This is a genomic window from Variovorax sp. PAMC28562, from assembly GCF_014303735.1.
GTDB lineage: Bacteria > Pseudomonadota > Gammaproteobacteria > Burkholderiales > Burkholderiaceae_C > Variovorax.
The window spans coordinates 1,540,503-1,560,557 of the sequence record NZ_CP060296.1; the positions used below are offsets into that span (position 1 = coordinate 1,540,503).

Genomic DNA, 20,055 nt, shown 5'->3' on the forward strand with positions numbered 1-20,055 from the left:
ATGTCCGCCGTCCTGGCTTGGCTGAGTACTCTGGTGACCATCGCAGTGTTGGTGGCGTACGAGACGGTGCTCATGGTCGCGCAGCGACGCCGCCCCGAGCGCATGGCACGCAGCGCGCATGCGGCGCTGCGGGAAGACTGGTTCATTGCCGTGTCGCAGAACCCTGGCTCGGAGATCCTCGCGGTGCAGACGCTGCGAAACATCGCTGATGTCGGCGACCATGACGGCATCGACAGCGATGCTTGGATTGATCGGCACTGTCACTCTTGCTGCACCCTCACTGCATGCGGGCTTGGATGAAGCGGCGATGCTGCCGAGCCTGACTCCGAAGCTGGTGCTCGAGCTCCTGTTGCTACCTTGAGCCGATGAACTGCACACCCCTTTGACAACGTCGGTCCCCTCGGCTTGCCTGCCTGCATGCATGCAAGTTCTGAGAAGATTGCCTATGGCTTATCAATTGCATTACTGGCCGACCATTCAGGGCCGCGGTGAGTTCGTGCGACTGGCGCTCGAAGCTGCCGGCGCCGAGTACGTCGACGTCGCGCGTCAATCGCCTGCGAAGGGCGTCGGCGAAGCGGCGCTGAGGCACAGCCTGCAAGATCCGAAGAATCCGCGCGCATCGTTCGCGCCGCCGTTCCTTGTCGATGGCGAAGTTGTGGTCGGGCAAACGGCCGCCGTCCTTCTATACCTCGGGTCGCGGCTCGGTCTCGCGGGCGCGGGCGAGGTCGATGGCCTGTGGACGCACCAGTTGCAATTGACCATCGCCGACGCGGTGGCCGAGGCGCACGACACGCACCATCCGATCTCGGTCGATGCCTACTACGACGACCAGCGTGCTGCCGCCTTGGAGCGCGCCAAGGCTTTTCGGGAAGAGCGCATGCCGAAGTTCCTGGGATGGTTCGAGCAGATCTTGCAGCGCAATCCGGCTGGCGATCTGCATCTGGTTGGCAGTGCGCTCACTTACGCGGACCTGTCGCTGTTCCAATTGGTCGCCGGTCTGCGCTATGCGTTTCCTAAGGCCACTGCACGCGTGCTGGCCGACACGCCTCTCGTTGCCAAGCTTCACGGCAATGTGAGTCGCCGCGAGCGGGTGCATGCCTATCTGCAGAGTCCGCGCCGCATTGCCTTCAACGAAGAGGGCATCTTCAGGCACTACCCGGAACTTGACGGCTAATCGTTCGGCTCGTCGTGGAGATCGCTGTTCGTGTGGTGGTCGCCATCATTTTTGCTCCCGTCTTTGCGGATGCGCAGCGCAGTGTCGTAGAGCGCGTTGCGCGGCGCGCCGCTTATCTCCGCGGCGAGGCGCACGGCGGTCTTCACCGGCAGCTCTTCGAGCAGCAGTCGCAGCACACGTTCGCCTTCCGCGCCATCATCGACAGCGACTGCCATCGGATGCAAAGCGAGTGCGAATTCCCCGCGCGTGCGGTCTCGTCCCGCGGTGAACCACGCCGGTAGCTCGCTGGCAGCCAGGGTAACGATCTCTTCGAATTGCTTGGTCAGTTCACGACCGATAGTGATCCGCCGGTCGCCCAGCACGGTCAGCGCTCTGGCCACGGCTTCGATGCGGTGCGGTGCTTCGAGCAAGACGACAGCGCGCGGTTCCAACGCGAGCGCTTGCACGGTCGTGTCGCGTTCGCCAGCCTTGCTTGGCAGAAAGCCCGCGAAGACGAAAGCGCTGCTGTCGTCACCACCCGCGACGAGACCCGCAGCGCTGATCAGCGTGGTAACGGCGCTCGCGCCCGGCAAGGGAAGCACGCGAAGCCCGGCTGCGCGCACGGCAGCCACCAGCCGCGCGCCGGGATCGCTCACGCCCGGCGTGCCGGCGTCGCTTACGTACGCGATGCGTTCGCCTTGAGACAGGCGTGCGATGACGCCCTGCGCCCCTTCGGCTTCGTTGTGCTGGTGCAGCGCGAGCAGCTGGCCGCCAGGTCGGTCGATGCCATAGGCCCGCAACAAGCTTTGCGTATGCCGAGTGTCTTCGCAGGCGACAGCGTCGACCATCTGCAAAACATGCAGCGCGCGCAACGTGATGTCGGCAAGGTTGCCGATCGGCGTAGCGACGACGTAGAGCGTGCTCTGGGGATAATCCTGCCTGCCCGCGGCATCGCCAGCGGCCGAGAGGGCTGCGCCGAACGACGCGGCGGTGATTGAAGCCAATGGTTTCTCCGGGACAACAACAGGATCGCAGGGATGGCGACAACTAAAACCACCAAGCAGCGTGGCGATGCAGCCGAAGACGCCGCGCTCGAACACCTGCAGGACGCCGGACTGGTACCGATCGCCCGCAATTATCGAACGCCGGGTCGCGGCGGCGGCGAGATCGATTTGATCATGCGCGATCCACGCGACGGCACACTGGTGTTCGTGGAGGTGCGGCAGCGAGCGAGCGGTACGCATGGCGGCGCCGGCGGCAGCATCACCGGCGTCAAGCAGCGCCGCATCATCTTCGCCGCGCGCCACTACCTCAGCCGGCTGCGCACACTGCCGCCGTGCCGGTTCGATGTGGTGCTGGTCGAGGAAAAAATCGAGTGGCTGCAAGCCGCCTTCGACGCGGGTCACTAATGGATCGAACGATTTGTTGCAGTGCCTGTCGCTATCATCCGACCCCAAATGCTTGAGCAACGGATACAGCAGCACTTCATCGACAGCGCCGACCTCAAATACCAGGCGGGCCCGGCGCTTAGCAAACCGATTTCGCAAGCGATGCAGGCGCTGCTGGCCTGCGTGACCAGCGGCGGCAAGGTGCTGACCTGTGGCTCCGGCGTGTCGGGGCTGCTGGCAGCGCAGTTCGCTGCTCACTTCGTCGGCCGGTTCGAGCGCGAGCGACCCGAGCTCGCCGCCATCGCCTTGCCCGGCGACGCCACCGATCCGGCGGCCGACACGCCTGGCGCCATCGACAGCGACCGCTTTGCGCGCCAGGTGCGGGCGCTAGGCCACGCTGGCGATGTTTTGCTGGTGCTGAGCGCCAGCGGCCAGTCGTCCGCGGTGCTGGCGGCGGTCACGGCGGCGCATGCGCGGGACATGACCGTCGTTGCGCTGTTGGGCCATGCGGCCGGCAGTGGCGGCGCCATCGGCCGCGCATTGCGCGAAACAGACGTACAGGTCACGGTGCCGCACGAACGGGCGGCACGCATCCACGAAGTCCACCTCCTCGCGCTGCATTGCCTGTGCGACGGAGTGGACGCCCAATTACTCGGAGAACAGGAAGGTTCCACATGACGATTCCAACGACATCGACCCGCAGCATCGCCACCGCGATGGCCGCACTCACGCTGGGCGCCGCCTTGGTGGCTGGCCTTTCCGGCTGCGTGCCGCTGGTCATCGGCGGAGCCGCGGCGGCCGGTGCCGGCCTGGTCGCGACCGATCGCCGCAGTTCCGGCGCCCAGCTGGACGACCAGGGCATCGAGCTTCGCGGCGCCGCACGCATCCGCGAGATCGCGAACGACGACATGAACGTCACGCTGGTGAGTTTCAACCGGCAGGTGCTGATGGTCGGTACCGTCGGCAGCGAGGCCGACAAGCGTCGTGCCGAAGAGGTCTTGCGACGCGTCGACAACGTACGGTCGGTAGTGAATGAACTCGTGGTCGGCCCGTCGAGCTCGTTCCCGCAGCGTTCCAACGACACCTACATCACCGGCAAGGTCAAGGCATCGTTGCTCGACGCCAAGGACATCTTCGCCAACTCGTTCAAGATCGTGACCGAGCGCGGCACCGTGTACATCATGGGCATCGCGACCCGTCGAGAGACCGATCGCGCGACAGACATCACGCGCGGCGTTTCGGGCGTGGACCGCGTCGTGCGCGTCGTCGAAATCGTCAGCGACGCGGAATTGGCGAACCAGGTCCGTGCAAACGGTGCACCGGCGCCGGTGTCCTCGCCGTCCTCCAGCGTCGCGCCGGCTCCGACCTCACGCTCGAACGTCCCGCTGCCCCCGATGGAGCCGATGCCTGCGCCGAGCGGCGGTATTAGCACCACGCCGGTCCGCTAGCAGAGGGAGCGCAGTTCCTATTTCAGCCTGGTGATCAGGCTGGAGGTATCCCAGCGCTTGCCGCCGGACTGTTGCACGTCGGCATAGAACTTGTCGACCAGTTGCGTCACCGGCAGTTGCGCGCCGTTGCGTTTGGCTTCGTCGAACACCAGGCCCAGGTCCTTGCGCATCCAATCGACCGCAAAGCCGAAATCGAACTTGCCCTCGATCATCGTTTTGCCGCGGTTTTCCATTTGCCAGCTCTGCGCTGCGCCCTTGCTGATGACACCGAGCACCGCTTCCATGTCGAGACCGGCGCGCTGGCCAAAGGCGATGGCTTCCGACAATCCCTGCACGAGTCCCGCGATGCAGATCTGATTGACCATCTTCGCCAACTGGCCCGCACCGCTGTCACCCAGCAGGGTCACCGCGCGTGCGAAGGCGTCGATCACCGGCTTGACCTGTGCGAACGTGGCGGCGTTGCCACCGCACATCACTGTCAGCGCGCCGTTTTGCGCGCCCGCCTGCCCGCCCGACACCGGCGCATCGATGAACTGCAGGCCCAGAGCCAAGCCAGCTTTGGACAACTCGCGCGCGACATCGGCCGAGGCCGTGGTGTGGTCGACGAACACCGAGCCCTTCTTCATGCCCGCAAAAGCGCCATCGGCACCCAGCACCACCGAGCGCAGATCGTCATCGTTGCCTACGCAGCAAAAAACGATGTCCGCATCGGCCACCGTTTCGCGCGGCGTTGCCGCATGACCGAGCTTGGCCACCGCGCCCGCTGCAGCAATCTCCTTTTGCCAGGCAGCGGACTTGGCGGCGGTGCGGTTGTAGACCGTCACACTGTGCCCCGCCAAAGCAAGGTGCCCGGCCATTGGGTAACCCATCACGCCCAGGCCGAGAAAAGCGACCTTGTGCGAAGGGACGAGGGAATAGATTTTGGTATTGAGGCTGCTCATGCCCCGAGCTTAGCGCCGCGAGCTCAGACTATGGCGAAATGCTCGGTGCCGGCAGACAGATCTTGCGACTTGGCGCGTCGGCTGTTCAGCTTGATCTGCAGACGCAGGTCGTTCGCCGAATCGGCATTGCGAATGGCGTCGTCGAAAGTGATCGCGTTGTTCTCGAACAGATCGAACAGCGCCTGGTCGAAAGTCTGCATGCCCAGGTTGCGGCTCTTCTTCATGATCTCCTTGATCTCGCCGACTTCGCCCTTGAAGATCATGTCGGAGATCAGGGGCGTGTTGAGCAAAATCTCGACCGCTGCGATGCGCCCCTGGCCGTCTTCGGTCGGAATCAGGCGCTGCGACACCAGGGAGCGCAGGTTCAGGGACAAGTCCATCAACAACTGGTTGCGGCGCTCTTCCGGAAAGAAATTGATGATGCGGTCGAGCGCCTGGTTGGCGCTGTTGGCATGCAGTGTCGCCATGCAAAGGTGACCGGTTTCGGCGAATGCGACGGCATGCTCCATCGTCTCGCGATCGCGGATTTCGCCCATCAAAATGACGTCGGGCGCCTGGCGCAGCGTGTTCTTGAGAGCGGCCTCCCAGCTGTCGGTGTCTATGCCCACTTCGCGCTGCGTTACCACGCAGTTTTTGTGCGGGTGCACGAACTCGACCGGGTCTTCGACGGTCACGATGTGGCCGTATGAATTTTCATTGCGCCAGTCGATCATGGCGGCCAGCGTGGTCGACTTGCCCGAGCCGGTGGCGCCGACCAGGATGGTCAGGCCGCGCTTGGTCATCGCCACGTCTTTGAGCACCTGCGGCATACCGAGACCGTCGATGGTCGGAAGCTTGGCGGGAATGGTCCGCATCACCATGCCGACCTTGCCCTGCTGCACGAATGCGTTGACGCGAAAGCGCCCGACACCGGTCGGCGAGATTGCGAAGTTGCATTCCTTGGTCCGCTCGAACTCGGCCGTCTGGCGGTCGTTCATGACCGATCGGGTGAGCGCCAGCGTGTGCTGAGAACCGAGCGCCTGGCCCGACACCTTGGTCACCTTGCCGTCGACCTTGATGGCCGGCGGAAAGTCGGCGGTGATGAACAAGTCGCTGCCGTTGCGGCTCACCATGAGCTTGAGCAGTTCGTTGATGAACTGGCTGGCCTGATCGCGTTCCATGTGTCTGCTCCGGAGAGATCCAGAAAAAAAATCAGCCCGGGAAGTTCTCGGGGATCTTGGCTTTGCCGCGTGCCTCGGCAGATGAAATCACGCTGCGGCGCACCAGGTCGGTCAGGTTCTGGTCGAGCGTCTGCATGCCCTGACCGCTGCCAGTTTGAATCGACGAGTACATCTGCGCAACCTTGCCCTCGCGGATCAGATTGCGAATGGCCGGCGTGCCCAGCATGATCTCGTGCGCCGCAACACGGCCCTGGCCGTCCTTGGTCTTGCACAGTGTCTGAGAAATCACCGCTTGAAGCGACTCCGACAGCATGGCGCGGATCATGTCTTTTTCTTCGCCCGGGAACACGTCGATGATCCGGTCGATGGTCTTGGCCGCCGACGAGGTGTGCAGGGTGCCGAACACCAGGTGGCCCGTTTCAGCCGCCGTCATGGCCAGGCGAATCGTTTCCAGGTCGCGCATTTCGCCGACCAGAATCGCATCAGGATCTTCACGCAGGGCAGAGCGCAGAGCGGCCGCGAAAGACAGCGTCATCGGCCCGACTTCGCGCTGATTGATCAGGCACTTTTTCGATTCGTGGACGAATTCGATCGGGTCTTCTACCGTCAGGATGTGGCCGTACTCGGTTTCGTTCAGGTAATTGACCATCGCGGCGAGCGTGGTCGATTTGCCCGAGCCGGTCGGGCCTGTCACCAGCACCAGGCCGCGCGGCTTCAATGCGAGTTCGCCGAAGATCTTGGGCGCGTTGAGTTGCTCCAGCGACAGGATCTTCGAAGGAATGGTCCGGAATACCGCCGCAGCGCCGCGCGACTGGTTGAAGGCATTCACCCGAAAGCGGGCCAGGCCATCGATCTCGAAAGAGAAGTCGACTTCCAGAAATTCTTCGTAGTGTTTGCGGTGCGTGTCGCTCATGATGTCGTACACCATGGCGTGCACCGCCTTGTGATCGAGCGCGTCGACATTGATGCGCCTCACGTCACCATGCACCCGGATCATCGGCGGCAAGCCAGACGAGAGATGCAAGTCCGAAGCCTTGTTTTTGACGCTGAATGCCAGCAGTTGGGTAATGTCCACGGGGTCCTCGAATGGGTCGGTGACGTTTTGATACGCTTTTGACGATTATGACGATGATTCGTGACAACCTCCAGCAAGTTACCTCCCGGATCGTGACGGCTTGCACAGCCGCCGGACGGGATCCGGCGAGCGTGCGCTTGCTTGCAGTGTCAAAAACCTTCCCCGCAGAGGCGGTCCGCGAAGCGTATGGAGCAGGTCAACACGCTTTTGGGGAAAACTACATTCAGGAGGGTGTGGGCAAGATCCAGGCCCTGGCGGACATTCGTGCCGAACTCGAGTGGCACTGCATCGGCCCGCTCCAGAGCAACAAGACGCGTCTGGTGGCCGAGCATTTCGACTGGGTCCACAGTGTCGACCGGTTGAAGATCGCGCAGCGCCTGAGCGAGCAGCGGCCGGCCGGTTTGCCACCGCTTCAGGTTTGTTTGCAGGTCAATGTCGATGGCGGCGCCAACAAGTCGGGTGCGTCGCCGGACGAGGCGGTGGCGCTTGCGCAGGCTGTTGCGGCGTTGCCACGGTTGCGACTGCGGGGGCTCATGGCGATCCCGGAACCGGCGGCCGGCTTCGACGCGCAGCGGGCGCTTTTCCTGATGGCGGCTGCGGTTTTCGACCGGATAAACGCAGCGGGCATCGCACTCGACACTCTGTCACTCGGCATGAGCGCCGATCTGGAAGCAGCCATCGCTGCCGGCAGCACGATGGTGCGCGTCGGCACCGCCATCTTCGGCGGGCGCTGACCGCGTCGGCATAACGCCCTGCGCTGCGCGCATAAGTCATGGCGCAGTCGCAGGGCAAGGTCTATCGTCGACGGCATCCACCCAACACACGGAAGCCTCGAATGAGCGAAAAACTTTCCTTCGTCAATCCCACACCCACCAGTCCGTGGGGGACATATTTGCAGCAGGTCGACCGTGTGATGCCTTACCTGGGCGACCTGGCCAAGTGGGCTGAAACGCTCAAGCGACCGAAGCGCGCGCTGATCGTCGACGTACCGATCGAAATGGACGACGGCCGGATCGCGCACTATGAAGGCTATCGCGTGCAGCACAACATGAGCCGCGGGCCGGGCAAGGGCGGTGTGCGTTTCCACCCCGATGTCACGCTGGAAGAAGTGATGGCGCTGTCGGCCTGGATGACGGTCAAGACGGCTGCGGTCAACCTGCCGTACGGTGGCGCCAAGGGCGGCATTCGCGTCGACCCCAAGAAGCTGTCGCTCAAAGAGCTGGAGAAAGTCACGCGCCGCTACACCAGCGAGATCGGCATCATCATCGGCCCGCACACCGACATCCCGGCGCCCGACGTCAACACCAACGGCCAGATCATGGCTTGGATGATGGACACGTATTCGATGAACACCGGTGGCACTGCCACCGGTGTCGTCACTGGCAAGCCTTTGCACCTCGGTGGTTCGCTGGGCCGCGTCAAGGCGACCGGCCGCGGCGTGTTCGTCACCGGCCGGGAAGCCGCTCGCCGCCTGGGCCTCGACCTGCGCGGTGCGCGTATTGCGGTACAGGGCTTCGGAAACGTGGGTTCTGTCGCAGCCGAGCTTTTTGTCGAGGCCGGCGCAAAGATCGTCGCTGTGCAGGATCACACCGGCACCATCGTCAACGAGAAAGGGCTCGACCTGGCCGAGCTGATTCCGGTGTCGCGCACGCCGGCCGGCGCGGTGAGCTTCAAGGGTGGCGACGTCGTGCCAAACGAAGCCTTCTGGGACGTGGCCTGCGACATCCTGATTCCAGCTGCTCTCGAAGGCCAGATCACCGCGGCACGTGCCAAAAAGACCACCGCCAAGCTGGTGCTCGAAGGCGCCAACGGCCCGACGGTGCCCGAGGCCGACGACATCCTGGCCGAGCGCGGCGTGCTGGTGGTGCCCGACGTGATCTGCAACGCCGGCGGCGTGACGGTGAGCTACTTCGAATGGGTGCAGGATTTCTCGTCGTTCTTCTGGGACGAAGACGAGATCAACGTGCGGCTCGACCGCATCATGATGAATGCGTTGAACCAGATCTGGGACACGGCCGACAAGCACAAGATCAGCTTGCGCACTGCCACCTATGCGGTGGCCTGCGAGCGCATTTTGATGGCGCGGCAGGAACGCGGTCTGTACCCTTGAGCTCACGTTCGAGCGTGAAGTAGGGGCGCCCGTTTCTGGGCGCCGGCAAGTCGCCGGTGATTTCGCCGCTAGCATCGACACGCCATGTCCACAGTCTTTTCTTCTCGCGCTTTCGTCTCTTTTTCTGCCGCGCTGGCTGTCGCCGCTGCGCTGCTTTTGTCCGGTTGCGGCGGCACGCCGAAGCCTGTCTCCTACGAGCCGGAAGAGTTCGATTCGACCACCACCCACACCCGCAGCTATTCGGCCAGCGAAGGACAAACCTGTGAAGCGGCGCGTCGCGCTCTGCTGAGTCAGGGCTACATGCTCACGGCGTCGAGCACCGACTTGGTGACGGGCCGCAAGAGCTTCCAGCCGACCGGTGAGGTACACGTCGAAGTCGAGTTGCGCGTGGTCTGCGCATCAGAGGTCGCCAAGGGTCACCGCACCGTGACCTTCGTGACGGCGCTGCAAGACCGCTATGCGCTGAAAAAAGTCAACAACTCGGCAAGCGTGGGTGTCGGCGCCATCGGCTCACTTTCGCTGCCGTATTCGTCGAGCGACGATGCCATGGTGAAGATTGCGAGCGAGACGCTGACCGACGAAGGCTTTTACGATCGCTTTTTTACGTTGCTCGAACGATTCCTGAAGGCTCAGCAGGGTAGCGAGCCCTCGGTATCGCCGGCGGCGCTGGGCGCGCCAGAGGCCATGCCGGCCGCGCCCGCCATTCCGGCAACAGCGCCACTCAAATAATCGACAGAGCGAAGGTTCAGGCCGCGCGGGCCGTCGCCAGCGCGGCTTCGAGCTGCTCGACGGTAAACGGTTTGGCGAGCCAGATGGTTCCGGGCATCGGATCGTCGGGCTGTATTTGCCCGCTCGCAAAAATCACCTGAATGCGATGGCCCGACGGCAGGCTTTGCACCAGGTCGTAACCCGACAGGGCAGGCAGGCCGATGTCGGTGAGCAGCACGTCGAACGCGCCGTCCATGAAGCGCGACTTGGCCACTTCTGCACTCTTGACGCCCGTGGCCCAGTGGCCGAGCAGCTGCAGCAGTTCGACGGTGGCCGACAGTGCCGCAGCGTCGTCCTCCACCACGAGTACCCGCAGTTTGCCCGGCACTGCGGACGCTCCCTCGGGATTCGGTGGATTGTCTCGGGCGTCGTTGGAGTGGGGCACGTCGGTCGTCATCGGAAAGATCCGGTCATGAATGAACTTTAGGGCCAGCGCCTGCGACATCGCCGTCTCCTCCGGCACAAGCTGGCGTAGGAGGCGCGCTTTTTTCAAGCAGGCCGCTCAATTACGCGTCACCGCGTCAGTGTCGACTTCCCAAAAAGACTCTCGATCAACGCCACCGCTACTTCCGCGGTCTGGTTCCGCACATCCAGTGCCGGGTTCAATTCGACCACATCGAGCGACCCCAGGCGCCCGGTGTCCGCCGCCATTTCCATGCACAGCTGCATCTCGCGATAGGTCGGCCCGCCGCGCACTCCCGTTCCCACACCGGGCGCATCCGCCGGATCGAGGCAATCGAGGTCGAAGCTCACGTGCAGGTGCGTGTCTTCGTCGACGTCTTGCAGCGCCTCGGTCATGGTGTGGCGCATGCCGTGCTCGTCGATGTGGCGCATGTCGAACACGCGCAGGCCCATGGTGCGGATCGCTTCCTTCTCGTCATCGTCGACGCTCCGAATGCCGATGAAGCGCACCGCTTCGGGAACGAGCGCCGCACGTTCGCCGCTCCAACCGGTCAGCGCGGCCGGGCCGTGGCCGAGCAGGCACGACACCGGCATGCCGTGGATGTTGCCGCTCGGGCTGGTGGTGTCGGTGTTGACGTCGGTGTGCGCGTCGAGCCACAGCACCCGCAGTTTCTGCCCGCGCTTGCGCACATGCCATGCGATCGCGCTGATGGAGCCGATGGCCAGGCAGTGGTCGCCGCCCAGCATCAGCGGCACGCGTCCGGCGCCCAACGCAGTGTCGACCGCGTTGTAGACCGCACGGTTCCAGGCGATCACTTCGTCCAGATGCCGCAGGCCATTGGTCGGTGCGGCCCAAGGCGTCGCCGGGCCAGCGAGGTTGCCGCGATCGACGACGGAAAAGCCCTGGCGCGTGAGCGTCTCGGCCAGGCCAGCGACGCGCAGGGCGTCCGGACCCATACCCGCGCCGCGCACGCTGGCGCCTACGTCGGTCGGGGCGCCGATGAGTTCGAGCGTGGCGGTCATGGTGTGGTGCGAGTCATGGCTCCAGCCTACCCTTGCGCGTGCAAAAGCTGCAAGCGACCGGGTGGAAACACTGAAGCCTCGGGGCCCTTTTTTCAGTGACTGCACGGTATCCTGACAAGCGCCTTTGAGAGCGTAATCAAGGAGACAACATGAAACACCTGAGCGGCCTCGACGCCACCTTCCTGCATCTTGAAACCCCTGAGATGCCTATGCACGTGGGTTCGCTCAACGTGCTGGACTTGCCGCCAGGCTACAAGGGCGATTTCTACGAGGACGCCAAGGCTTTCATGGCCAGCCGGATTCATCTGGCCGATGTGTTCACCCGCAAGCTCGCGCTGATGCCGTTCGACCTGTCGAATCCGGTCTGGGTCGACGAGGAAGACATGGACATCGACTACCACGTGCGGCACATCACGCTGCCCAAGCCGGGCACCAACCGCCAGTTGCAGCAGTACGTGGCGCGCCTGCATTCGACGCTGCTCGACCGCAGCCGCCCGCTGTGGGAGTTCTTCATCATCGACGGCTTGCAAAGCGGCCAGGCTGCGCTCTACACCAAGGTGCATCACGCTGGCATCGACGGGCAGGCCGGCGTCGCGCTCGGCAAGGCGATCTTCGATCTCGACGCGGTCGGCCGTGTCGTCAAACCGCCGCGGGCCCGTGCGCGCAGCAACAACTATTCGCTCGGCATGGCCGAACTCGCGGGCGCCGCGCTGCGCAATACGGCGCAGCAGTACGTGAAGCTGTTCAAGATGGCGCCCGCCTTTGCACGCGCCATCGGCGGCCTCGCCAAGCCGGACGAAAAAGCCGCCGAGAAATCGCTGACGACGGCACCGAAAAAGTTCAAGCTGCTGGCGCCGCGTACCCCGTTCAACGTGTCGATTACAAACCAGCGCACCTTCGCTGGCCGCACCATTTCGCTGGCCGAGACCAAGCACATCGCCAGGCATTTCGGCGTGACGCTGAACGACGTCGTCATGGGCACGGTGGCGGGCGCCATTCGCAAGTACCTGAAAGACAGCAACGAGCTGCCCGAAAAGTCGATGGTCGGCGCCATTCCGGTGAGCCTGCGCGAAGCCGGCGACGAAACCGCCAACAACCAGGCCAGCATGATCCTGGTGAGCCTCGCGACCGACATCAAGGACCCGGTGGCACGGCTGAAGCAGATCAACGCGTCGTCGAACGCGTCGAAGTCAACCATGAACAAGTTCAAGGCGGTCATCCTCGACGACTTCCCGATGTTCGGCGCGCCCTGGCTGATCTCCGGCGTGGCTTCGATGTTCGGGCGCTCGGGGCTGATCAACGTGATTCCGCCGGTCGCCAACGTCGCCATCTCGAACGTGGCCGGTGCGCCGTTTCCGATGTACTTTGCGGGCGCGCTGGTCACCTGCTACTACCCGGTGTCGATCGCCAGCCACGGCATGGCGCTGAACGTGACGGTGCAAAGCTACAACGGCCGCATGGACTACGGCCTGATCGCCTGCCGCCGTGCGGTGCCCGACATCACCGAGATCGGCGACTACATGCTGGCCGAGCACAAGACGCTGATGGATCTGGCCGGACCGATGGCGGCGGCGCAGCCGGTGGCTGCAGCCGCAACCGCTGCTGCAGCCCCAGCGCTCGAAGTCGTTGCGAGAGCGGTGCGCAAGCCGAACTTGAAAATCGTCGGCAAACCGGCCGGAAAACCTGCCGGCAAGAGCACTGCGAAAGCCGCGGCCAAGCCGATCCCGAAGCCGATCCCGAGACCGATCGTCAAGGCAGTGACCAAGCCCGCTGCCAAGTCAACGCGCAAGGCGCCGGTGCCGGCCAAGCGGGCGCGCGCCGGTGCGACCGCAAGCTCGTGAAATCATCAAAAAATTGGGGCAATTGGACTAACTTTCTCCCGCTTCTAGTTATCGCGGCCTAGGCATTGCCGAAGAAGATCGGGCCATCGCAAACCAGCGACCCGATCAACTTCAAGGAAATTTTCATGTCTACGCAAACCTTCTCTTCCGTTGCCGTCCATGTCGTCGGGCAGTACAACGAAGCCGGCAAGACGCTCGTGAGCGCCTACCGCACGGGCGCGCATCGTCTGCTCGGCGGCGCGGCTTCGCGCTTGTCTGCGCGCTTTGCTGCAGCCCAAAAGGTCACTGGCTTCCTGGCCAACCGGCTCGACATCGACACCAGCCGCGTCGTCGCGCTGATGGACCGTGTCGCTGCTGCCAGCACCAACGGCATCGAATCGGTCGCCGGCCGCGCTGCGCAGATCGAATCGCCGGTCGCCACGTCGATGTTCAAGACGCTGAACGCCATCAACCTGCCGATCGCCAACGTCTCCGCCCAAATCGCCGACAAGATCGTCGAGGGCGCCAAGCAGATCGAAGTGCGCGTGAGCGGTGTCGATCTGCCGAAGGCCGTTCGCACCGTCAAGGCCAAGGTCCGCGCCGCTGCAAAGCCGGTTCGCCGCGCTGTTCGCAAGGCAGCTTGAGGTGGTGACCAGGGCGCCGACTCCAAAACTGGCGCCTGCCAAAAAGGCTGCTGCGCCCAAGGCACCCGTTGTCAGAAAGCGGGCCGCTGCCGGCAAACCTGCTGGACCCGCCGCAATAGCCGCTGCATCCATAGCTGCACCTGCACCCAAGGCGAAACCCGGCAAGGCGGAAGTCTTGCTGCGTGCGGGACTGAAGGCGCTGGGCAACGTTCGCGACGATGTCGTCAAGCGCCAGACCAACGTCATCGAAGGTCTGCTGGGCATCCAGCCCAAAAGCGATGCCGTACCGGGCCGCGGCTTCCCTAGCCTCGACAGCTTCGGCATCCGTAAGTTCGAAGACGTTTTCGACCAACGCGTGGCAACGGCGTTGCAGCGGCTCGGCATGCCGACACCGCAAGAAGTCCAGGCGCTGCGAGACGAGGTGCGCGAACTTCGCGAGCAACTCGATCGAATCGGAGGGGCTGATCGTTCGGTTCGCACCGCGGCAAAGACGCCCGCCGCGCCATCCCGGCGCAGGCGCTGAACTCGTCAGCAGCGCGGCGGCTGTCTCATCACCTGTGGCAAGTCCCAACACACGCGACCGCATTCTGCTGACCAGCCTCGCGCTGTTCAACGCAGACGGTCTGGCTGCCGTGTCGACCCACAAAATCGCGGCCGAACTCGGCATCAGTCCAGGCAACCTGCACTATCACTTCAAGGCCAAGGCGCTCATCGTCGAATGGCTGTTCCGGCGTTTCGAGCAACGGCTCGAAGCGTTGAACACGTCGTCGACCTCGATCGCCGCCATCGACGATCTCTGGCTCGCGCTGCACTTGCGTTTCGAGGCCATCAACGAGTACCGCTTCATCTATCGCGACATGGCTTTCCTGTCGAGCGAGTACCCGTTGCTCGGCCAGCGGGCGCAAGACCTCACCGCGCACAACCTGGTCGCAGCGCAGGCGCTGTGCGAGGGGTTGGTGGTGTCAGGCGTGATCGAGACCAGCGCCGAGCAGGCCCGAATCCTCGCGCTGCAGATGGTTTTCACCACGACTTGCTGGCTGTCGTTCGAGCGGCTGGTGCCGGGGCGCGATGCCTTGGCGAAGGCCGACCCCGGGCTTGCGGCTTTCTACACGCTGACGCTGGTTTCGCCTTACGTTTCAAGCGAATCCAGGGCTTACCTTGATTACCTGCGCGGCAAATACCTCGGATAAATGGGCCTGATGTCCCACGGCCCGAGACACCCGCCAAGATCAGTTTCGACAACAATTCAGACAAGGAGAAATCACATGACCGTTGCCGCCCAAGCTGCAATCGACCCAAGCCGCCAGGAAGCGATCAAGCCGCCGTCGCGCCTGCTGCTGCTGGCGGAAGTCCGAGCGCTTTGGGAGACGGGTGCCGGCATCGCCATGTGGCCTCTGCTGCAACTCACGCCGCGCGGCGATGGCCATCCGGTGCTGGTGTTCCCGGGCCTGGTCGCCAGTGACACCTCGACCGGGATCCTGCGCCGCTACCTTGAAAGCCGTGGCTACGACGCGCATGGATGGGGTCTCGGACGCAACATGGGTCCGCGCGCAGGTGTCGAGGCCGGCATGGTCAAGTTGCTGCGAGAACTGCACGACAAGGACGGCCAGAAGGTGAGCGTCGTCGGCTGGAGCCTCGGCGGCGTGTATGCCCGCTTGCTGGCATCGGCACATCCTGAACTCGTGCGCAATGTCATCACACTGGGCAGTCCGTTTTCTGGCAGCCCGCGTTCGACCAATGCATGGCGCGTGTACGAAGGCGTGAGCGGCCAAAGCTCGCACGACCCCAAGCGCATGAAGTACGTCAGCCCGACGCCTCCGGTACCGACCACTTCGATTTTCAGCCGCACCGATGGCGTGGTGGCATGGCAATGCAGTCTTGAGAAGACCGGCCCGCAGTCGGAAAACATCGAGGTGATCGCCAGCCACATCGGCCTCGGTGCGCACCCTGCGGTGATGTACGCGCTGGCAGATCGCCTGTCGCAGCCTGAAGGACAGTGGAAGCCATTCAACCGCACGCTGCTCGGGCCCCTGGTCTACCCCAATCCCGATAGAACTTAACGCGTTCCGTTTGCCTGGGCTAATTAGTTACTTGCCCAGACATCCAGCACGTAGCGCTGCTTGACGAGCATCCCTGCCATCCACGTCGCACTGTCCTCTCCATGCTCGCGTGCGATGTCGCTCAAGGTACGGCGCACATCGGGCTCCATGCGCGAGCCGTCGCCACATACGTACACCGTGGCGCCAGCCACGATCAGTTTCCAGACTGAGCCGGCTTGCTCGCGAATCAGGTCCTGCACATAGGCCTTGCGCCCTCCGGCCCGCGAGAACGCGGTGTACAAGTCGACCAGGCCATCCTCTGCCCACGCCTTTAATTCATCCGCGTAGATGAAGTCCTGCTCGGGATGCCGGCAGCCGAAGAACAGCATCGCATCACCGATCACCGTGCCCTTGGCCTTCTGCGCAGCACGCTCCTGCAAGAAGCCGCGAAACGGCGCCAGCCCGGTACCGGGGCCGATCATGATGACCGGCTTGCTCGCGTCGTCAGGCAGGCCGAAGCCGTCCGCGGTGGTCGCACGGACGAAGCCATGCACCGTGTCGCCGGGTTCGGCGCGCGCGAGAAAGTTGGAGCACACACCCTCGAAGGTGCCGCGCCCCGATCGCGCCGGCGCACTCACCACACCGACCGTCACGCTGCAGCGCGACGCGTCGACTTTGGGCGACGACGAGATGGAGTAGTAGCGCGGCGACAGCGGCGACAGCATTTCGAGATACACCGCCAACGGCAACTCGCACGCCGGAAATTCCTCCAGAAGATCGAGCACCGATTTGCGCGGCATCAGCACTTCGCTCTTGTAGTGAGCCGCTGCCGCTTCGTCTCCACCTGTGCTCGCGCCCAACGCGTTCTGCGTGACCGGGCAACGGGTGTGCTCTGCCATGGTGCCGATCTGCTTGCGCGTGGCGACGTCCTGCAGTTCGACATAGTCGCCGAGCAGCCGCTCGACCGCGATCACTTCATCGACTGGCAAGAACGCCTTGCGCCCGGTGGCGGCTTTGAGCCGAACGTGCGCGTCGCGCGACAGGCCGAAGCGCTTCATCGCCCGCTCGACCTGGGCCGGGCTGTTGCGCGGCACCACGCTCAAATGGTCGCCGGCGCGATAGCCGACGCCTTCCGGCAGTGCGAGTTCGATGTGCCGGGTCGAGCGGTCGGACGGCGTGGCGCCGGTCGTGGTCTGCAACTCATCGTTGACGATGACGCGCAGCGCCACCGCACCGAGGGATTCGACCAGCCCGCTGGTCTGCGGCGGCGGCAACTCTTCGAGCGTGTAGAGCGCTTCGGCCTTCGCTGCGTTCGCGTCGGCCTCGATGTGGAAGCGGCTATTGAGTACCGGCCACAACGCGTCGGCCCAATCCTGGAAGGCGCCGTCCATGTCTTCGCGCGCATCGCCTTCGCCACGCGCATGGATGCGCTCGGCGCCGAGCTGCGCCAGCTTCTCGTCGATGCGCCGCGGCACCGCCTGGTACGTCGATGCCCAGTCGGTGTTGCCGCAGCCGAAAACGCTGTAACTCACGCCGTTCAACGAGTCGTCGGCTGAATCGAGCCAGCGCCAGAACTCGACGGCGTTGTCTGGCGCGGTGCCGTTGTACGACGCGCTGACGATCGCCACCGCACCGTTGGCCGGCAAGCGCTCTGCATAGTCGTCGAGCGATGCGATGGTGGTGGAGAAGCCGCGCATTTCTCCGGCCTGCGCGAGCTGCCTCGCGAGGTCTTCTGCAGAGCCGAGATTGGAGCCATGCAGCACCAGCAACGATGTACCGTGCCTTGCGCCGCGCGTTGTCATCGGCACTGCCAACGCACCCGCGACTTTCGATGCAGCAGCATCCGCCAGGGCCACACCGGGCCGGCTGCGCAACGCCATCGGGTCGCGCGGCTCGACTTTGATCTTGAAGCCTTCAGGCTTGATCGTCAGCGCCTCCTTGACCTTCAACTGGTAGTCGGTGTGATCGATCAGCCTGAAGCGCTGGATCACCACGCCGAGCGTGAGCACTGCTTCCTGCAAGGCGAACTGGCGACCGATGCAGGCGCGCTGCCCGTTGCCGAAGGGCTTGAACGCATTGGCTGGGCGCGTGCGCTCGGCTTCGCGGGTGAAGTGCTCGGGATTGAACTGGTCGGCGTTCTCGCCCCAGATGCCTTTGTCGCGATGCAGTGCGAGCGCATGCATGATGACCATGTTCTTCTTGTGGATCGTGTACTTGCCACCGATGGTGGTGTTCTCTTTGGCGCGCATCGAGATGGCCGGCGCGGTCGGGTACAGCCGCAGCGACTCCTTCAATATCTGCAGCACGTACTGCAGCCGATTCACCTGCGCATAGGTCGGCCGCACCGTGAGATCGGTGCCGAACACGCTGTCGACTTCGGCCTGCGCCCGCGCCAGCACGTCGGGATTCTTGATGAGAAAGTAAGTCGCGAAAGACAGCAATCCGCTGGTCGTCTCGTGGCCCGCGATCAAGAACTCGATGCACTCGTCGCGGATCATCTTGTCGTCGAGCTTCTCGCCGCTCTTCTTGTCGACGCCGGCGATCATGTAGCTCAGCAGATCGGGCTTGCTGGCGATGTCGGCCCCGCTCTCGCGCCGCTCCTTGATGATGTCCTCGACCATCGTGTGCATGTAGCGGATGTCCTTGCGCTGCTGCGCAAGCTGCTTCTTCATCATGAATTCTTCGAGCGGCAGGCCGCGCCGGTCTTGCACCGTTTCGAGCGTGCGCACCATCGCATCGACGAAGGGATGAAAGCCCTCCCGATAGAACGAGTTGAAGCGATAGCCGAAGCCGCACAGGCCGATGGTGTCGAGCGTCAGCGCGGTCATGTCGCGCGTGACGTCGACCTCGTCGTCGAAGTTGAGACGCTCCCACTTGGTGACGAGTTGCTCGGCGATGTCCAGCATCATCGGGTGGTAGGCCTGCATCGCGCGCTGGCTGAAGTTGGCCAGCAGGATGTTGTGCGGTTTGCTCCAGGTCGCCTCGTGCGTGTCGGAGGTGAAGAGCCCGTGCGATGCGGCACGGAGGCGCCGCAACGCGCCCTTGGTGCTCTTGTCGAAGCGCGCTTCTTCGCACAGTTCGTCGACCAGTGCAGGTGACGACACCACGATCACCGGCATGCCCGGCATGTCGAGCCAGTAGATGCCGCCCAGCTCCTGGGCGATGCGCCACATGTCCATCACGGGGGACGCGGAATCGATCGACAACAGATTGCCGACGAAGGGCTTCTTGGCCGGATGGGGAATCGGATAGAGCGCGTTGTTGCCTGCCATGGGGAGCCTTGTTGGAGTCTTGCAGAGACTTGCTTTTCGGGTCGAAATGACTCCCGCAGTATTGGGACCACGACGAGGGGCGACGTGGCGGGGTATTCCCTTAGCGCAGGCCGATCACGCGCCACGCGTAGGTGCACAGCGTGCGCACCATTTCGTCGGTCGACAGGCGCCCGTCGGGCCGGTACCAGGTGTAGCAAAAGCCGGGCAGGCTGCAAGCGGCCAGCGCGGTGATCTTGGCATCGCCGAAATCGAGGTCGCCGTCATTGCGCGCCTCTTCGAGCAGCGGACACATGCGATCGTAGAAATGGTGCGCCAGCTTGAGCGCTGCGGCCCGGTATTCAGGCCGATAGACCTGTGGCTCGCGGTAGGCGAAGAACGCGCAGGGGTGATGCGCGATGGTCAGGCGGATCAACCGCTCGATGCCTTCCATCACCTTGACCACGGCACGTCGGCGATCGTCCGCGGGGAAGTCCATCGCCGTCAGGCAATCGACGGCCGGGCGCCAGGACAGCGTCTCGAAGATCTCCTGCTTGTCGCGAAAGTAGTAGTAGACGAAGGGCTTGGTGACGCCGAGCGCGCGCACGATCTGCGCCATTGTCGTGTTGGCGTAGCCCTGGTCTGCGAAGAGCTGCGCCGCGACCTGAAGGATGCGCTCGCGTTGCTGGTCGGTGCGTTGCGTGGCGGCGCGCTGTCGGCCTGTGGCGGCAAAGGGTTTGCTCTGTGTTGCCGACGCTGTTCCCGAAGTTATACCCATCAGTAGGATTGTTGAAGCACCGTGCGGGCAAGGCAAGCACTCGCCTCTATCGATAACC

Annotated in this window: 21 protein-coding genes; 13 read left to right on the plus strand and 8 right to left on the minus strand. The window is 63.8% G+C overall.

Going from position 1 to position 20,055, the window contains the following annotated elements; genetic code table 11:
- Both H7F36_RS07300 and H7F36_RS07305 read left to right on the plus strand, forming a co-directional pair.
- Complete coding sequence (locus tag H7F36_RS07300) at positions 1-300, plus strand: DUF599 family protein (RefSeq protein WP_315971447.1); 300 nt, start codon at positions 1-3, stop codon at positions 298-300.
- A gap of 145 nt (positions 301-445) precedes the next feature.
- The gene (locus H7F36_RS07305) at positions 446-1,174 is read left to right on the plus strand and encodes a glutathione S-transferase (RefSeq protein ID WP_187054049.1); all 729 of its coding nucleotides are present in this window, start codon (positions 446-448) and stop codon (positions 1,172-1,174) included.
- Here the strand turns inward: H7F36_RS07305 and rsmI are convergent.
- A complete protein-coding gene (gene rsmI / locus H7F36_RS07310; RefSeq protein ID WP_187054050.1) occupies positions 1,171-2,157 on the minus strand; it encodes a 16S rRNA (cytidine(1402)-2'-O)-methyltransferase in 987 nt (328 codons plus the stop codon). The two genes, H7F36_RS07305 and rsmI, sit on opposite strands and share 4 nt — an antisense overlap.
- 33 nt (positions 2,158-2,190) lie before the next feature.
- Here rsmI and H7F36_RS07315 point away from each other — a divergent pair, with 33 nt between their 5' ends.
- Genes H7F36_RS07315 through H7F36_RS07325 form a run of 3 tightly spaced genes read left to right on the plus strand, consistent with a single transcriptional unit; the run spans position 2,191 to position 3,989 of the window.
- Positions 2,191-2,562 carry a YraN family protein gene (locus H7F36_RS07315; RefSeq protein ID WP_187054051.1) on the plus strand — a complete coding sequence of 124 codons (372 nt, stop codon included), beginning with the start codon at positions 2,191-2,193 and terminating at the stop codon, positions 2,560-2,562.
- A 48-nt stretch (positions 2,563-2,610) separates the two neighbouring features.
- A complete protein-coding gene (locus H7F36_RS07320) occupies positions 2,611-3,219 on the plus strand; it encodes an SIS domain-containing protein (RefSeq protein ID WP_187054052.1) in 609 nt (202 codons plus the stop codon).
- On the plus strand, positions 3,216-3,989 hold the full coding sequence (locus H7F36_RS07325; RefSeq protein WP_187054053.1) for a BON domain-containing protein: 774 nt from the start codon (positions 3,216-3,218) through the stop codon (positions 3,987-3,989). Before H7F36_RS07320 ends, H7F36_RS07325 begins: the two co-directional genes overlap by 4 nt.
- Positions 3,990-4,006: 17 nt before the next feature.
- On the opposite strand, the gene H7F36_RS07330 is transcribed toward H7F36_RS07325, so the two are convergent.
- From H7F36_RS07330 to H7F36_RS07340, 3 genes are read right to left on the minus strand one after another with little or no spacing between them, the layout of a single operon-like run.
- A complete protein-coding gene (locus H7F36_RS07330) occupies positions 4,007-4,930 on the minus strand; it encodes an NAD(P)-dependent oxidoreductase (RefSeq protein WP_187054054.1) in 924 nt (307 codons plus the stop codon).
- A gap of 23 nt (positions 4,931-4,953) precedes the next feature.
- On the minus strand, positions 4,954-6,090 hold the full coding sequence (locus tag H7F36_RS07335) for a PilT/PilU family type 4a pilus ATPase (RefSeq protein WP_187054055.1): 1,137 nt from the start codon (positions 6,088-6,090) through the stop codon (positions 4,954-4,956).
- Positions 6,091-6,121: 31 nt separating this feature from the next.
- Entirely contained in the window at positions 6,122-7,165 is a 1,044-nt protein-coding gene (locus tag H7F36_RS07340) for a type IV pilus twitching motility protein PilT (RefSeq protein WP_187054056.1), read from the minus strand.
- Positions 7,166-7,212: 47 nt separating this feature from the next.
- Between H7F36_RS07340 and H7F36_RS07345 the strand changes: the two genes are divergently transcribed.
- The 3 genes from H7F36_RS07345 to H7F36_RS07355 all read left to right on the plus strand — a co-directional run bounded on the left by H7F36_RS07345 (position 7,213) and on the right by H7F36_RS07355 (position 10,004).
- Positions 7,213-7,899: a YggS family pyridoxal phosphate-dependent enzyme gene (locus H7F36_RS07345; protein ID WP_187054057.1), complete on the plus strand. Its 687-nt coding sequence runs from the start codon at positions 7,213-7,215 to the stop codon at positions 7,897-7,899.
- Positions 7,900-8,000: 101 nt separating this feature from the next.
- Positions 8,001-9,275, plus strand: coding sequence for a Glu/Leu/Phe/Val family dehydrogenase (locus H7F36_RS07350; RefSeq protein WP_187054058.1), 1,275 nt, complete (start codon positions 8,001-8,003; stop codon positions 9,273-9,275).
- Between the two features lie 84 nt (positions 9,276-9,359).
- Positions 9,360-10,004, plus strand: a complete 645-nt coding sequence (locus H7F36_RS07355) for a DUF2242 domain-containing protein (protein WP_187054059.1) — start codon at positions 9,360-9,362, stop codon at positions 10,002-10,004.
- Positions 10,005-10,020: 16 nt separating this feature from the next.
- Here the strand turns inward: H7F36_RS07355 and H7F36_RS07360 are convergent, their stop codons facing one another.
- Together H7F36_RS07360 and rocF are read right to left on the minus strand one after the other, a co-directional pair.
- The gene (locus H7F36_RS07360; protein WP_222620445.1) at positions 10,021-10,440 is read right to left on the minus strand and encodes a response regulator; all 420 of its coding nucleotides are present in this window, start codon (positions 10,438-10,440) and stop codon (positions 10,021-10,023) included.
- Positions 10,441-10,556: 116 nt separating this feature from the next.
- The gene (gene rocF / locus H7F36_RS07365) at positions 10,557-11,468 is read right to left on the minus strand and encodes an arginase (protein WP_187054061.1); all 912 of its coding nucleotides are present in this window, start codon (positions 11,466-11,468) and stop codon (positions 10,557-10,559) included.
- 149 nt (positions 11,469-11,617) lie between these two features.
- Between rocF and H7F36_RS07370 the strand changes: the two genes are divergently transcribed.
- The 5 genes from H7F36_RS07370 (at position 11,618) to H7F36_RS07390 (ending at position 15,992) form a co-directional block, all read left to right on the plus strand.
- Positions 11,618-13,309, plus strand: a complete 1,692-nt coding sequence (locus H7F36_RS07370; protein WP_187054062.1) for a WS/DGAT/MGAT family O-acyltransferase — start codon at positions 11,618-11,620, stop codon at positions 13,307-13,309.
- A gap of 125 nt (positions 13,310-13,434) precedes the next feature.
- Complete coding sequence (locus H7F36_RS07375) at positions 13,435-13,932, plus strand: hypothetical protein (RefSeq protein WP_187054063.1); 498 nt, start codon at positions 13,435-13,437, stop codon at positions 13,930-13,932.
- A gap of 175 nt (positions 13,933-14,107) precedes the next feature.
- Positions 14,108-14,455, plus strand: coding sequence for a phasin family protein (locus H7F36_RS07380; RefSeq protein ID WP_261802520.1), 348 nt, complete (start codon positions 14,108-14,110; stop codon positions 14,453-14,455).
- Between the two features lie 34 nt (positions 14,456-14,489).
- Positions 14,490-15,122, plus strand: a complete 633-nt coding sequence (locus H7F36_RS07385) for a TetR/AcrR family transcriptional regulator (RefSeq protein ID WP_187054065.1) — start codon at positions 14,490-14,492, stop codon at positions 15,120-15,122.
- A gap of 75 nt (positions 15,123-15,197) precedes the next feature.
- Positions 15,198-15,992 carry an esterase/lipase family protein gene (locus H7F36_RS07390; RefSeq protein WP_187054066.1) on the plus strand — a complete coding sequence of 265 codons (795 nt, stop codon included), beginning with the start codon at positions 15,198-15,200 and terminating at the stop codon, positions 15,990-15,992.
- 23 nt (positions 15,993-16,015) lie between these two features.
- Here the strand turns inward: H7F36_RS07390 and H7F36_RS07395 are convergent, their stop codons facing one another.
- On the minus strand, positions 16,016-19,243 hold the full coding sequence (locus H7F36_RS07395; RefSeq protein WP_187054067.1) for a bifunctional cytochrome P450/NADPH--P450 reductase: 3,228 nt from the start codon (positions 19,241-19,243) through the stop codon (positions 16,016-16,018).
- A 100-nt stretch (positions 19,244-19,343) separates the two neighbouring features.
- On the minus strand, positions 19,344-19,997 hold the full coding sequence (locus H7F36_RS07400) for a TetR/AcrR family transcriptional regulator (RefSeq protein WP_187054068.1): 654 nt from the start codon (positions 19,995-19,997) through the stop codon (positions 19,344-19,346).
- Between the last annotated feature and the right edge of the window lie 58 nt (positions 19,998-20,055).

What these genes read in the sequence shown, in the direction of transcription:
- H7F36_RS07335 (WP_187054055.1), bottom strand. Translation starts at nt 6,090, where the DNA reads ATGGAACGCGATCAGGCCAGCCAGTTCATCAACGAACTGCTCAAGCTC.
- H7F36_RS07300 (WP_315971447.1), top strand. Translation starts at nt 1, where the DNA reads ATGTCCGCCGTCCTGGCTTGGCTGAGTACTCTGGTGACCATCGCAGTG.
- H7F36_RS07360 (WP_222620445.1), bottom strand. Translation starts at nt 10,440, where the DNA reads ATGACGACCGACGTGCCCCACTCCAACGACGCCCGAGACAATCCACCG.
- H7F36_RS07315 (WP_187054051.1), top strand. Translation starts at nt 2,191, where the DNA reads ATGGCGACAACTAAAACCACCAAGCAGCGTGGCGATGCAGCCGAAGAC.
- rocF (WP_187054061.1), bottom strand. Translation starts at nt 11,468, where the DNA reads ATGACCGCCACGCTCGAACTCATCGGCGCCCCGACCGACGTAGGCGCC.
- H7F36_RS07395 (WP_187054067.1), bottom strand. Translation starts at nt 19,243, where the DNA reads ATGGCAGGCAACAACGCGCTCTATCCGATTCCCCATCCGGCCAAGAAG.
- H7F36_RS07330 (WP_187054054.1), bottom strand. Translation starts at nt 4,930, where the DNA reads ATGAGCAGCCTCAATACCAAAATCTATTCCCTCGTCCCTTCGCACAAG.
- H7F36_RS07355 (WP_187054059.1), top strand. Translation starts at nt 9,360, where the DNA reads ATGTCCACAGTCTTTTCTTCTCGCGCTTTCGTCTCTTTTTCTGCCGCG.
- H7F36_RS07370 (WP_187054062.1), top strand. Translation starts at nt 11,618, where the DNA reads ATGAAACACCTGAGCGGCCTCGACGCCACCTTCCTGCATCTTGAAACC.
- H7F36_RS07350 (WP_187054058.1), top strand. Translation starts at nt 8,001, where the DNA reads ATGAGCGAAAAACTTTCCTTCGTCAATCCCACACCCACCAGTCCGTGG.
- H7F36_RS07320 (WP_187054052.1), top strand. Translation starts at nt 2,611, where the DNA reads ATGCTTGAGCAACGGATACAGCAGCACTTCATCGACAGCGCCGACCTC.
- H7F36_RS07345 (WP_187054057.1), top strand. Translation starts at nt 7,213, where the DNA reads ATGACGATGATTCGTGACAACCTCCAGCAAGTTACCTCCCGGATCGTG.
- H7F36_RS07325 (WP_187054053.1), top strand. Translation starts at nt 3,216, where the DNA reads ATGACGATTCCAACGACATCGACCCGCAGCATCGCCACCGCGATGGCC.
- H7F36_RS07305 (WP_187054049.1), top strand. Translation starts at nt 446, where the DNA reads ATGGCTTATCAATTGCATTACTGGCCGACCATTCAGGGCCGCGGTGAG.
- H7F36_RS07400 (WP_187054068.1), bottom strand. Translation starts at nt 19,997, where the DNA reads ATGGGTATAACTTCGGGAACAGCGTCGGCAACACAGAGCAAACCCTTT.
- H7F36_RS07375 (WP_187054063.1), top strand. Translation starts at nt 13,435, where the DNA reads ATGTCTACGCAAACCTTCTCTTCCGTTGCCGTCCATGTCGTCGGGCAG.
- H7F36_RS07390 (WP_187054066.1), top strand. Translation starts at nt 15,198, where the DNA reads ATGACCGTTGCCGCCCAAGCTGCAATCGACCCAAGCCGCCAGGAAGCG.